Origin of the sequence: Georgenia sp. 311 (genome assembly GCF_006151955.1) — a bacterium.
Taxonomy (GTDB): Bacteria; Actinomycetota; Actinomycetes; order Actinomycetales; family Actinomycetaceae; genus Oceanitalea; species Oceanitalea wutianyii.
In genome coordinates this window covers 1-12,928 of the sequence record NZ_VDFS01000014.1, presented here as the reverse complement: position 1 = coordinate 12,928, position 12,928 = coordinate 1, and the positions used below count along the sequence as shown (strand labels likewise).

Annotated in this window: 10 protein-coding genes and 1 pseudogene; 3 read left to right on the top strand and 8 right to left on the bottom strand. The window is 74.8% G+C overall.

Annotated features, from left to right (window positions below):
• Positions 1–26 precede the first annotated feature (26 nt).
• Complete coding sequence (locus tag FHE66_RS01480; RefSeq protein WP_139071220.1) at positions 27–1,235, top strand: DUF1972 domain-containing protein; 1,209 nt, start codon at positions 27–29, stop codon at positions 1,233–1,235.
• Positions 1,225–2,448 carry a glycosyltransferase family 4 protein gene (locus FHE66_RS01475; protein ID WP_139071219.1) on the top strand — a complete coding sequence of 408 codons (1,224 nt, stop codon included), beginning with the start codon at positions 1,225–1,227 and terminating at the stop codon, positions 2,446–2,448. The genes FHE66_RS01480 and FHE66_RS01475 overlap by 11 nt, the downstream gene beginning before the upstream one ends.
• Here FHE66_RS01475 and FHE66_RS01470 read toward each other — a convergent pair.
• The 8 genes and pseudogenes from FHE66_RS01470 to FHE66_RS01435 form a co-directional block, all read right to left on the bottom strand.
• Positions 2,387–3,865, bottom strand: a complete 1,479-nt coding sequence (locus tag FHE66_RS01470; RefSeq protein ID WP_139071218.1) for a formyl transferase — start codon at positions 3,863–3,865, stop codon at positions 2,387–2,389. The two genes, FHE66_RS01475 and FHE66_RS01470, sit on opposite strands and share 62 nt — an antisense overlap.
• Positions 3,866–3,868: 3 nt before the next feature.
• A complete protein-coding gene (locus FHE66_RS01465; RefSeq protein WP_139071217.1) occupies positions 3,869–5,083 on the bottom strand; it encodes a hypothetical protein in 1,215 nt (404 codons plus the stop codon).
• Positions 5,080–6,339, bottom strand: coding sequence for a hypothetical protein (locus FHE66_RS01460; RefSeq protein ID WP_139071216.1), 1,260 nt, complete (start codon positions 6,337–6,339; stop codon positions 5,080–5,082). The genes FHE66_RS01465 and FHE66_RS01460 overlap by 4 nt, the downstream gene beginning before the upstream one ends.
• A gap of 19 nt (positions 6,340–6,358) precedes the next feature.
• Positions 6,359–7,744 (bottom strand): polysaccharide biosynthesis tyrosine autokinase, encoded by a 1,386-nt coding sequence (locus FHE66_RS01455; protein WP_139071215.1) that lies wholly within the window; start codon positions 7,742–7,744, stop codon positions 6,359–6,361.
• 304 nt (positions 7,745–8,048) lie between these two features.
• Positions 8,049–9,452, bottom strand: a pseudogene (gene aspA, locus FHE66_RS01450) (aspartate ammonia-lyase); the annotation flags it as partial.
• The gene (locus FHE66_RS01445; protein WP_255303565.1) at positions 9,449–10,852 is read right to left on the bottom strand and encodes an aspartate ammonia-lyase; all 1,404 of its coding nucleotides are present in this window, start codon (positions 10,850–10,852) and stop codon (positions 9,449–9,451) included. The pseudogene aspA and the gene FHE66_RS01445, both read right to left, overlap by 4 nt.
• 33 nt (positions 10,853–10,885) lie before the next feature.
• A complete protein-coding gene (locus tag FHE66_RS01440; protein ID WP_139071214.1) occupies positions 10,886–11,155 on the bottom strand; it encodes an HPr family phosphocarrier protein in 270 nt (89 codons plus the stop codon).
• Positions 11,156–11,167: 12 nt separating this feature from the next.
• Positions 11,168–12,301: a GuaB3 family IMP dehydrogenase-related protein gene (locus tag FHE66_RS01435; RefSeq protein WP_139071213.1), complete on the bottom strand. Its 1,134-nt coding sequence runs from the start codon at positions 12,299–12,301 to the stop codon at positions 11,168–11,170.
• Between the two features lie 37 nt (positions 12,302–12,338).
• On the opposite strand from FHE66_RS01435, the gene FHE66_RS01430 reads away from it, so the two are divergent.
• Positions 12,339–12,749, top strand: a complete 411-nt coding sequence (locus FHE66_RS01430; protein ID WP_139071212.1) for a ubiquinol-cytochrome c reductase iron-sulfur subunit — start codon at positions 12,339–12,341, stop codon at positions 12,747–12,749.
• Positions 12,750–12,928 lie beyond the last annotated feature (179 nt).

Here is a 12,928-nt window from a genome sequence, read left to right as displayed (position 1 = left end):
CGGCGCGCACGAGAAAAGGACCTCGCATGACCCGTCAGCCCTCCCTTGCCATCGCCATGGTCGGCACCCGCGGGGTGCCCGCGCACTACGGCGGCTTCGAGACGTGCGTCGAGGAGGTGGGCTCCCGACTCGCGGCGCGCGGGCACCGCGTCGTCGTCTACTGCCGTTCCTCCGCCGACGAGGCGACCAGCCGTCCGGCCGAGCACCTCGGCATGGAGCTCGTCCACCTGCCCGCCGTCCCGCGCCGGTCACTGGAGACCCTGAGCCACACCGCGGCCTCGGTCGCCCACCTCGCCACACGGGGCGCCGACGTCGCGCTCGTGTTCAACGCCGCCAACGCCCCCCTCCTGCCCGTCCTGCGGGCCCGGCGCATCCCGGTGGCGACGCACGTCGACGGCCTGGAGTGGCTGCGCAGCAAGTGGGGCCCGGTCGGGCGGCGCTACTACCGCGCGGCGGAGGCGCTCGCGGTGCGCTGGTCCGACGCCGTCATCGCCGACGCGCAGGGCATCGCCGACTACTACCTCGCCGAGTTCTCCGCGCCCACCACCCTCATCGCCTACGGCGCGCCGATCATCGACCCCGCGCTCGACCGGCTGGCCGAGCTCGGGCTGCGCCCGCACGGCTACCACCTGCTCGTGGCACGCTTCGAGCCGGAGAACAACATCCACCTCGTCCTCGAGGGCTACCGGGACAGCGCCGCACGCCTGCCGCTCGTCGTCGTCGGGTCGGCGCCGTACTCCGACGCCTACACCGCCCACCTCCACGGTCTGGGCGACGACCGGGTCCGCTTCCTCGGCGGCGTGTGGGACGCCGAGCTGCTCGACCAGCTCTACGCCGGGTGCTGCACCTACCTCCACGGCCACTCCGTCGGCGGCACCAACCCCTCCCTCCTGCGGGCTATCGGGGCCGGTGCTCCGACGATCGCCTTCGACGTCGTGTTCACCCACGACGTGCTCGGCACCGCAGGCGTCTACTTCGCCGACGGTGCCGGCGTCCGCGCCGCGCTGGAGGACGCCGAGCGTGACGAGCCCGGCCGGCGCGCCCGCGGCGAGCGGCTGCGTGAGCGGGCCCGGGACTACCGGTGGGACGACGTCGCCGACGGCTACGAGGACCTGTGCCGGCGCCTGGCCGCCGCGCCACCAGCGCAGCGGCCCTCGGGACGCCGGGCCCCGCGTCCCGCCGGTGCGGCCGCCCCCGCGCGCACCGCCGTCACCGTGGCCGGCCATGTGGGCTGACCCGGGCGGGGGCCGGCGGGTCGTCCTCGCCCACCCCTCCCCCGACGTCTACGGCTCGGACCTCCAGCTCGCCGAGAGCGTCCGGGGGCTGGTCGAGCACGGCTGGCTGCCGACCGTCGTGCTGCCCGCCGACGGCCCGCTGCGGCCGCTGCTCGAGGAGCGGGGCGCCGAGGTGCAGGTGAGCGACTTCCCCGTGCTCCGCCGTGCGCTGCTGCGCCCGCGCCCCCTGGCCGGGCTGGTCCTCCGGGCGCCGGCGACCGTCTGGCGTCTGCGGCGGCTGCTGCGCGCCTCCGGGGCCCGCGCCGTGTACGTCAACACGCTGACGATCCCGCTGTGGGTGGTGGCCGCGCGCGCCGCCGGCCTGCCCGTGCTGTGCCACAGCCACGAGGCCGAGCGCCTCGCCCGCCCGGCCCGGCTCGCACTCACCGCCCCGCTCCTGCTCAGCGACGTCGTCCTCGCCAACAGCGCCTCGACCCGGGAGGTGCTCACCTCCACCCTGGGGCGCCTGGCCCGACGGGTCGTCGTCGTCCACAACGGGGTGCCGGACCCCGGCCCGCCGGCGCCGCCGCGGGTGCGGGGAGCCGGTGAGGAGCTCCGCCTCGTCGTCGTCAGCCGGCTCTCCCCGCGCAAGGGGATCCATGTCGCGGTCCAGGCCGTCGCCCTCCTGCACGACCAGGGGCTGGACGTCACCCTCGACGTCTGCGGGAGCACCTTCCCCGGCTACGAGTGGTACGAGCGGGCGCTGCGTGACCAGGTCGGCGACCTCGGCCTCACCGACGCGGTCACCTTCCACGGGTACGTGACCCCCACCCGCCCGCTGCTCGAGGCCGCCGACATCGTCCTGGTCCCCTCCTTCGGGGAGTCCTTCGGCAACGTCGCGGTGGAGGGCATGCTCGCCGGGCGCCCCGTCGTGGCCTCGGACGTCCAGGGGCTGGCCGAGGTCCTCGAGCACGGCGTCTCCGGCGTGCTCGTCGAGCCCGGCTCGGCGCCGGCCCTGGCCGAGGCGGTCGCGGCCCTGGACGCCGACCCCGCGCTGGCCGAGCGCCTCGCGGACGCGGGCCGGCAGCGCGCCACCTCACGCTTCGGGGTGGACCGCTACCGCGCCCTCGTCGCCTTCCTCGTCGCGCAGGTCGCGGGCGACCCGGTGCCGGTCAGCGCCGCCCCGGCCAGGCCAGGTAGCGCGACCGCGGGGAGTACGCCGAGCCGTCGATGACCTCCAGCCGGCCGGCCCGGTTGAGCGTGTGCAGGCGCGTCCCGGGCCACTGCGGCCCCGGGGCGAGCCGGGCCACGACCCGCTGGGTGAAGGCGGCGCCGTCGAGGCGGGTGACCTCCGCGAGGGCGAGGGCCGCGCCGTAGCCCGCGCGCCCGTCCTGGACCGGGCGCACGAGACGCCCGCCCCGGCGGACCACCCGGCCGGCCGGCCGCGCCGCGGCGATGTCGACGAGCACCGGGTTGCGCTCGTGCGCCACCCACGGGCCCTGGAGACGGTCCGCCGACCACAGGTGGAGGCTGTCGGAGAAGGAGCCGCCGTCGCGGACCGTGGCGCTGAGCCACCATCTCCCGCCGTGCCGGAACGGCGTCGCGTCACTCACCTCCTGCCCCTCGAGCAGCACCTCCTCCAGCACCCAGCGGTCGGGGAAGCGCGCGGCCCGGTACAGCTCGACCGTCCGGGCGCCGGACGTCTCGGGGACCATCCACACCTGCCCGGCGTCCTCGAGCACGAACGGGTAGGACAGGTGGGCCCGGTGCTCGAGCACCGGTCGCGGCGCGCCCACCGGACCGGACGGGCCGACGTCGACGACGGAGATCACCCCGCGCCCGAGCGCGTGGTCGTAGTCCTCGACGAACAGGTGCGTCACACCGTCGACGACGACGGGGAACGGGTCGGCGTAGAAGTGCCGGCCGTCGTCGGGGAGCTCGCTCCACCCACCGGGAAGCCGGCCGAGGTCGATGACGTCCGGCCCGTCGACCCAGCGCCACCCGACCCTCCAGTGCGGGGCCCGGTACAGCAGCCGGTAGGCCCGGTGGACCGCGGCCCGCGCGACCGACCGGCCCGCGTGGCGCAGCACCTCCCCCCGCGCGAGCCGGGACGGCTCGCCGTCGGCGACGTCGACCGGCGCACCGCCGTCGAGCGCCTGCCGGAGCAGGTGCGTGCACCCGGCGAGCACGTCCTCGAACGCCGCGACGGTGACGCCCGGGGTCTCGCTGCCCGGCCGGCCCGCCGCGAGGGTGCGCCCGGCGGTGAGGTCGACGACGCGCACGGCCGGGACGCGACCGGCGAGCAGGGCGGCGAGGAGCGGCGCCTCGCCCGCACCGCCGTCGAAGGTGAGGTGCCAGGTGGGCCCGGCGGTGCCGTCGTCCCCGACGAGGTCGAGCACGACGTCCGGCTCCCCGTCCCGCGCGAGGTAGGGCGCCAGGTGCGCCTCCTCCAGGCGGGCCGAGCGACCGGCGGGGAGGCCGTGCAGGATCCGCTCGAGGGCGAAGAGCCGGTCCACCTCGGGTGCCGGCGGGCGGGACCCGGTGCTCCACCGCACCCCGACCTCGAGGTCCGGGCGGCCCGCGAGGGCGGAGACGACCTCGAGGTGCCAGCGGCGCAGCGCCCGCCGGTCGAGCCTGACCGCGACCCGCACCGCCTACCCCCTGCCGTCCGCCGGCTCGGGGAGCCGGTAGGCGATCACCGTCGCGGTGAAGAGCACGATGAAGGCGGGGGCGGTGTCGAACAGCCCGCTCTCCAGGACGCCGAGCAGCGTGACGAGGACGATGAGCGCGGCCACCAGCAGCCGCTGCGGGGAGGGCAGGTGCACGGCGTGCCACAGCGCGGCGAGCACGAGGAGGGCGAGGACGGCGCTGCCGACGTAGCCCACCTGGAGCAGCGCCGAGACCCACGAGCTGTCGAGGATCTGCTCGTTGCGGTACAGCGCCGTCACCGGGATCTGCTTGAGGGCGAGCCCGCTGCCGAAGAGCTGCTGGGACAGGGTGTCGGCGTAGTCCGCCGCCGCGCTCCACGCGACGGTGCGGGAGTTGAGCGTCGTGATGTCGGCGAGCGTGCCGCGTCCGGCGAAGGCGGCGACGTAGGGCGTGAGCACGGCGACGAGCAGCAGGCTGGTGGCGGCGACGACGACCCCGGCGACCATCGGCGGGCGCACCCGGGGGGTGAGCACGAAGAGCAGGACGAGGACGACGAGCAGGACCGACAGACCGGTACGGGAGCCGGTGAGCCAGATGACCGCGAGCAGGGGGACGAACGCGGCGACCTCCCGGGCGGAGGCGACCCCGGTGAGCGCCTTCCAGAACAGCAGGAGCACGGGCACGCTGAGGAGCAGGCAGATGACGTTGGCGTTGAGCGGCGGGATCCCGCCGTACAGCCGTCCCGTCTCGGCCAGCGACCCCACCCCCGTCACCGCCCCGACGCCGGCGAGGATCACCATCGCGCTGCTCAGCGCGCTGAGCACGTCCTGCCACGGGTGGGTGACGGTGACGAGCACGAGGGCGAGGGCGAGCAGCGCGAGCCGGGCGGCGAGGACGGCGGCGGGCAGGCCGTCGGCGTTGAGGATCCCCCCGGCGACCGAGATCGCCAGGTAGGTGGCGAGCCAGATGACCGGCGCGGCGCGCACCCGCCCCCAGGCCCCGGGCGGGCGGGGGGTGAGCAGCGCGATGCCGACGGCGACGACGGTGAGCACCGCCTTGGTGACGACGACGACGTCGAGCCCGCCCTCGTAGAAGGCGCCGCGCCGCCAGGCCACCGCCGAGACGAGGAGCAGGAGGAAGGTGAGGACGAGGGAGAACGGGCGCAGCGTCACGGCCCTGAGGGTGGGCGCGGCGGCAGGGCGGGCGAGCTCGAGGGTCATGACGTCACCCGGACCGGCCGCGCCTGGGCCGGGCGGCCCGGGCGCAGGAGGAGCCGGCGGCACAGCACCCCGCCGACGAAGGAGCCGACAGACAGCAGCCACGGGGTCCAGTCCGGCCCGGCGTCCGCGGCGCGCAGCACGAGCACGACGAGCGCGAGACCGACGGCGGCGTCGGCCGCCCGGATGAGCAGCACCCACTGCTGTCGGCCCTGGACGGCAGCCAGGCTGCCGTAGGGGAGGACGGCCGCGCACGACGCGGCGTAGACCGCCCACCCGAGGGTGGCGAGGAGGCTCACCGGGAACCTGTCGGCCGTGACGAGCGGGCCGAGCCAGGGCAGGAGGAGCGCCGCCGCTGCCCCGACGACGACGGCGCCGCCGAGCATGACGCCGGCGGCCCGGTCGGCACGGGCGAGGAGGGCGGCAGGGCCGAGGTGGCGGTCCGCCGCGTAGGTGGAGAACAGGTAGGAGCCCAGGCCCTGGACGAGCAGCATGGCGGGGGCGACCACGACGCGGGCGGCCTCGAGCTCCCCGACGGCCGCGGTCCCGGCGGCGACGAGCACGACGGACCGGGCGAGGTTGAGCGTCGTCGGCCGGACGAACTGCTGGACCGCCCGCCACGAGCCGTACCCGACCACGGCGCGCCAGTCGGCCGGGCCCTGCAGCCGCGGTCGCCGCTCCGCCGCGGGCAGACGGACCAGCGCGAGCGACGCGGCCACGACCTGCCCCGCCGCGAGCGCGCCGAGGACGTGGTCGAGGGTGAGCGGGCCGGTGAGTCGGGACGCGCCGAGGACGGCGAGCACGGCGAGCAGCCCGGCGGCGTCGACCAGCACGAGGCTCCAGAAGCGCAGCGTCGCCATGAGCAGGCGCCGGCCCAGGTCCGCGACGACGAACGCGGTGAGTGCGAGGGTGAACACGAGGGCGGTGCGCACCCCGAGCCCGTGGAACGTGGCGAGGAAGCCGGCCGCGGCCAGCACGAGGACGAGCACGAGCGCGGCCCGGGTGAGGGCGGCGCGGACGGCCGGCTCGGTCCGGTCCAGGACGGTGAGGGAGTCGCCGACGAGTCCCGTGCTCAGCGCCGTGGCCATGACGACCGCACCGAAGAGCAGAGCGTACGTGCCGAAGCCGTCGGCACCGAGCGAGCGGGCCGCGACGACCGACAGGACGAGGCTGCCCAGCGCCAGGGTGACCTGGCCGGCGAGCGCACCCAGCGCCCGGTGGGGCAGGCGCGCGAGCGTGGACCGCACCTTTCCCCGCACCCGCCTCACCGCCCGGCCCTCACACGCTCGGGCTCATCGCGGTGGGCTCGAGGGCCCGGTGCGTGCGGCGCTGGTCGCCGCCACGCCCGGCGCGCCGCTCGCGCCGCCGCCGGACCCCGGACCGCACGGTGCCGAGCACCTCGGCTCTCCCCCCGCGCAGCGTCTCGAGGCTGTCGGTGAGCTCCTCGCGGGTCGTCCTGCCGGCGCGCACGACGACGAGCACGCCGTCCAGGGCCCGCGCGACGACGACTGCGTCCGCGACGTCCGTGGCGCCCACGTCGTAGACGACGAGATCGAAGCGGGCGCGCAGCTCGGTGACGAGCAGCGTCATGGCCTCCGAGGCGAGGAGGGCGGCCGGGTCGGGCGGGGCGAGCCCGGCGGGCAGGACGTGGAGCAGCCCGTCGCGCCAGGGGTGCAGGACCGAGGCGAGCTCGGTGTCCCCGACGAGCACGTCGCCGAGGCCGGGGTCGTCCTCGACCCCGAGCACCCGGGACAGCGCTCCCTGCCGCAGCCCGGCGTCGACGAGGCAGACCCGCGCCCCGCCCAGCGCCCCGGTGATCGCGAGGTTCGCCGTCTCCACCGCCCTGTCCTCCCCCTCGGTCGGGGAGGTGACCGCGAGGTCGCGCAACGGCGCCGCGCGGGTCACCGCGAGGGCATCGCGCACCGCGCGGTACTGCTCGGCGCCCGCCGACCGCTGGTCGAGCGCGACGAGCGGCTCCCCGGCCGGGTCGCCGTCGGAGGTCGAACCGAGCGGCCGGGTGCCGGTGACGGCACGCACGTCGGCCGCGGTGCGCAGGCGGCGGTCGGCGTGCTCGCGCACAAGGGCGAGCAGGACGCCCGCCGCGGCCCCGACGACGCCGCCCAGCAGGATGCCCAGGCGCACGCGGGGGGAGGACGGCTCGGTCGGCACGGCCGCGGGGTGCGTGAGCACGACCTCCACCGAGGAGGCCGCCAGCCCGCGGGGCGTCTCGACCTCCTCGATGAGCAGCCCGAGCTGCTCGGACACCTCGTCGGCGACGGCGGCCGCCAGCTCCGGGTCCCGGTTGCGCACCGCGACCTCGAGCATGACGGTGCCCGTCGGGCTGCTCACGTCGACCATGTCGTTGAGCTCGCTCGGGGTGAGGTCGAGGTCCAGCGCCTCGAGCACGCCGTCGACGACCGTCGGGCTCGTGCTGAGGGCGGCGTAGGAGACCATCCGCTGGGTGACGAACTGCGCCCCCTGGAAGCTCTCCCCGGCCCCGGCGGCGTCCTCGTCGGCGACGGTGACGAAGGACCGCGCGATGGCCACGTACTGCTCCTCGGCGAGCAGGCCGAGCCCCAGCCCGACGAGGAGCCCGACGGCGATCATCGACACACACGCCCGCCAGCGACGCTGGAGCAGCGCGAGGTAGTCGAGGAACGTCATCGCACTCCCTCCCGCAGCGAAAGGCCGCTGCCGGGTGGAGGCCGCGCAGCCTGCGCCCGATCCTATTTCCGCGGTCCTGACGCCGGGCACGGCTCGGAGGGGGATCGCCACCCGACCCTCCGAGGAGGGCCGGGGTGACCTCTCCCCTCACCCGCGAGCGCGGACGTCCCCCGAGAGGGGACGTCCACGCTCAGGTCCGCGTGCTCGTCTCCTCCTCGAGCTCCCCGTCCTCCGTGGCCTCGTCGTCGCCGGCGCCGTCGGCCGTGGGCGCGAAGACGACGGGGTCCTCCCCGTAGTACGTGCCGCGGAAGCGCGGGCGCATGAGGTTCTCCGGGGACAGGACGTCGTCGAGCTCCTCCTCGCTCAGCAGCCCCCACTCCAGGACGACGTCGCGGACGCTGCGGCCGGTGCGCGCGGCCTCCCGCCCGACCCGGTCACCGTTGTGGTGCCCGATGATCGGGTTGAGGAAGGTGACGAGGCCGATCGAGTTCATGACGTTGGCGCGGCACACCTCCTCGTTGGCGGTGATCCCGGCGACGCAGCGCCGGTCGAGGGTGTCGCAGGCGCGGGTGAGCAGCGAGACGGACTCGAACACCGACTTCGCGATGACCGGCTCCATGACGTTGAGCTGGAGCTGGCCGGCGTCGGCGGCCATCGTCACCGTCGTGTCGTTGCCGATGACGGCGAAGCACACCTGGTTGACGACCTCGGGGATCACCGGGTTGACCTTCGCCGGCATGATCGAGGAGCCGGCCTGCATCTCGGGCAGGTTGATCTCCCCGAGGCCCGCGCGCGGCCCGGAGGACAGCAGGCGCAGGTCGTTGCAGATCTTGCCGAGCTTGACCGCCACCCGCTTGAGCGCGGCGTGCATCGACACGTACGCGCCGGCGTCCGACGTCGCCTCGATGAGGTTCTCCGAGCGCACCACCGGCAGGCCGCTCACCTCGGCGAGGTGGGCCACCGCCCGCACGGTGTACCCGGGCGGGGTGTTGAGCCCGGTGCCGATCGCCGTCGCCCCGAGGTTGACCTCCAGGAGCAGCGCCTGCTGGCGGGAGAGGTTGAGCAGCTCCTCGCGGATGAGGGCGGCGAAGGCCGCGAACTCCTGCCCCAGCGTCATCGGCACGGCGTCCTGGAGCTGGGTGCGCCCCATCTTCAGCACGTGGGAGAACTCGTGCCCCTTGCGGGTGAGGGTGACCGCGAGCGCCTCGAGGCGGACCTTGAGCCGCTCGACGGCCTGGTGGATCGCGATGCGCAGGCCGGTGGGGTAGGCGTCGTTGGTCGACTGGCTCTTGTTGACGTGGTCGTTGGGGTGGACGACGTCGTAGCGGCCCTTGGGCAGCCCGAGCCGCTCGAGGGCGAGGTTGGCGATCACCTCGTTGACGTTCATGTTCACCGAGGTGCCCGCGCCGCCCTGGTAGACGTCGACGGGGAACTGGTCCAGGCACCGCCCGGTCGCGAGCATCTCGTCGCAGGCCCCGACGATCGCCGCGGCGACGTCCGCCGGGAGGGTGCGCAGGTCCCGGTTGGTCATCGCCGAGGCCTTCTTCACCATGACCATGCCGCGCACGAGGTCGGGCAGGTCGCGCACCGTGGTGCCGGAGAGCGCGAAGTTCTCCACCGCCCGCAGCGTGTGGATGCCCCAGTAGACGTCGTCGGGGATCTCCCGCCTGCCGAGGAGGTCCTCCTCCGTCCGCGTGCCGCTCATCAGCCTGCGGGGCGCGTCATCGACATGACGTCGAGCGCCGAGTCGAGCTGCTCGGGGGTGACCTCTCCGCGCTCGACGTAGCCGAGCTCCTCGACGGCCTCGCGGATGGTCGTGCCGTTCTTCACGGCGTGCTTGGCGATCGCGGCGGCCGCCTCGTAGCCGATGACGCGGTTGAGCGGCGTGACGATCGAGGGCGAGGACTCCGCGAGGGCGCGGGCCCGCTCGACGTTGGCGGTGATGCCGTCGACGGTCCGGGTGGCCAGCGCCTGGCTCGCGTTGGCGAGCAGGGTGATGGACTCGAGGAGGTTGCGGGCGATGACGGGCAGCATGACGTTGAGCTCGAAGGAGCCGGACGCGCCCGCGAAGGCGATCGTCGCGTCGTTGCCGATGACCTGGGCGCACACCATGAGCGTCGCCTCGGGGATGACCGGGTTGACCTTGCCGGGCATGATCGAGGAGCCGGGCTGCAGGTCGGGGATGGCGATCTCGCCGAGCCCGGTGTTGGGGCCCGAGCCCATCCAGCGCAGGTCGTTGCAGATCTTGACGAGCGAGACGGCCACGGTGCGCAGCGCCCCGGACATCTCGACGGCGCTGTCCTGGGCGCTCTGCGCCTCGAAGTGGTTCTTCGCCTCGGTGACCGGCAGGCCGGTGTGCTCGGCGATGAGGGAGATGACCCGCGGCGCGAAGCCGAGCGGGGTGTTGATGCCGGTGCCGACGGCGGTGCCGCCGAGCGCGAGCTGGGCCAGGCGCGGGAGGGCCGCCTCGACGCGGTCGATGCCGAGGCGGATCTGGGCCGCGTAGCCGCCGAACTCCTGGCCCAGGGTGACCGGGGTGGCGTCCATGAGGTGGGTGCGTCCCGACTTGACGACGTCGGCGAACTCGGCCGCCTTGGCCTCCAGGGACGTCGCGAGCGTGTGCAGCGCCGGGACGAGCTCCTTGACGACGGACTCGGTCGCCGCGATGTGGATCGAGGACGGGAAGACGTCGTTGGAGGACTGGGAGGCGTTGACGTGGTCGTTGGGGTGCACGCTGCGCCCGAGGAGCGTGGCGGCGATGTTCGCCACGACCTCGTTGGTGTTCATGTTCGACGACGTGCCCGAGCCGGTCTGGAAGACGTCGACCGGGAAGTGCTCGTCGTGGTCCCCGGCGATGACCTGCTCGGCCGCCGCGGCGATGGCCCGGGCGACGTCGTCGTCCAGCACCCCGAGCTCGGCGTTCGCCAGCGCCGCTGCCCGCTTGATCTGCGCGAGGGCCGCGATGTGGTGACGCGAGAGCCGGGTGCCGGAGATCGCGAAGTTCTCCACCGCCCGCTGCGTCTGGGCGCTGTACAGCGCTCCACGCGGGACCCGCACCTCCCCCATCGTGTCGTGCTCGATGCGGAAGTCGGCATGGTCAAGCGTCACTGCAAGCTCCAAGGTCGGGGGTGGTGGGGAGACTTACTTCTCGTCGAGGTCCGTGCTCAGCAGGTCGGCGAGGGAGTCGAGGACCTCCTCGGCGCGCTCGCCCTCGGCGGTGAGCGTGACGGAGTCCTGGTACTTGGCCCCGAGGGTCATGATGCCGAGGATGCTCGTGGCGTCGACCGGGGTCCCGCCCTCCTTGGCGACCTTCACCGGGATGCCGGCCTCGCCGGCGGCCTTGACGAACAGGGACGCCGGACGGGCGTGCAGGCCCACCTTCGAGCCGATGGTGACCGTGCGCTCTGCCATGGGGTGAATCTCCTACCGGTTGTTGTTGGGGGTGTACGGGGACACGACGACCTCGACGCGCTGGAACTCCTTGAGGTCGGAGTACCCGGTCGTGGCCATCGCGCGGCGCAGCGCGCCGACGAGGTTGACGGTGCCGTCCGGCTGGTCGCTGGGGCCGTGGAGGATCTGCTCGAGGGAGCCGACCGTCCCGACCCGCACGCGCTCGCCGCGCGGGAGCTGGGGGTGGTGGGCCTCGGAGCCCCAGTGCCAGCCCCGCCCGGGCGCCTCCTCGGCGCGGGCGAGAGAGGAGCCGAGCATGACGGCGTCGGCGCCGCACGCGATGGCCTTGACGAGGTCGCCGGAGCGTCCGACACCGCCGTCGGCGATGACGTGGACGTAGCGCCCGCCCGACTCGTCGAGGTAGTCGCGGCGCGCGGCGGCGACGTCGGCGACGGCGGTGGCCATCGGGGTGTGGATGCCGAGGGAGGTGCGGGTGGTGTGGGCGGCGCCGCCGCCGAAGCCGACGAGCACGCCGGCCGCACCGGTGCGCATGAGGTGGAGGGCGGCGGTGTAGGTGCCTGCCCCGCCGACGACGACGGGCACGTCGAGCTCGTAGATGAAGCGCTTGAGGTTGAGCGGCTCGGCGGTCGAGGAGACGTGCTCGGCCGAGACGGTGGTCCCGCGGATGACGAAGAGGTCGACCCCGGCCTCGACGACGGTGCGCCAGTGCTCCTGGGTGCGCTGCGGGGAGAGCTTGCCGGCCACGGTGACGCCGCCGGCGCGGATCTCCTGGAGGCGCTGGGTGATGAGCTCGGGGACGATCGGGCGGGAGTAGATCTCCTGCATCCGGGCGGTGACGTCGCGTCCGTCGAGCTCGGCGATCTCCTGGAGCAGCGGCTCCGGGTCCTCGTAGCGGGTCCACAGGCCCTCGAGGTCGAGGACGCCGATGCCGCCCAGCTCGCCGAGCCGGATCGCCGTCGCCGGGCTCATCACGGAGTCCATCGGCGCGGCCAGCACGGGGGTGTCGACGTAGTACGCGTCGATCTGCCAGCCGACGGAGACGTCCTGGGGGTCGCGCGTGCGCCGCGAGGGCACGACGGCGACGTCGTCGAAGGAGTAGGCCCGCCGCCCTCGCTTGCCGCGGCCGATCTCGATCTCATTGCTCACAGGCGTCAGGTTACCCGCCGGTCGGTAGATTGCTCCCATGCCCGACCGTCCTGTCCCCTCCCGGCGTCAGGTGCTCGCCCTGGCCGGAGCCGGCGCCGCGGCCGTCGCGCTGGCGTCCTGCGCGGAGGAGGCGCAGGCCCCGCCGCCCCAGCCGGGCGAACGGCTGCTGCCCGTCTCGGAGATCCCCGTCGGTGAGTCGCGCTCCGTGCGGACCGCCGAGGGAGCCGAGCTCGTCCTCACCCGGGTGAGCGAGGACGAGGTCGTCGCGCTCAGCGCGGCGTGCACCCACCAGGGGTGCGCGGTGCGCCGGGAGACCGAGGACCTCGTGTGCCCCTGCCACGGCTCGCGCTTCGCGCCCGTCGACGGCGCCGTCCTCCAGGGCCCCGCCGACGAGCCCCTCCCCTCGGTGCCCGTCCGCATCGAGTCCGGCACCGTCGTCGTCGGCTGACCCCGCCCGGCCCGCCCACGCGAACCCTCAGCCCTCACCCGCCGCCCCTCCCCCCGGCACCGTCCCGCCGAGCGCTGGACCGTGCACACCCAGCCGCCCCCTCCCCGACCGGCAGATCGGGCGCACCCGGTGCGGCGTCGCCCTGAGGTGTGGAGTTCTGGACCTCTGAGGTCCAGAAC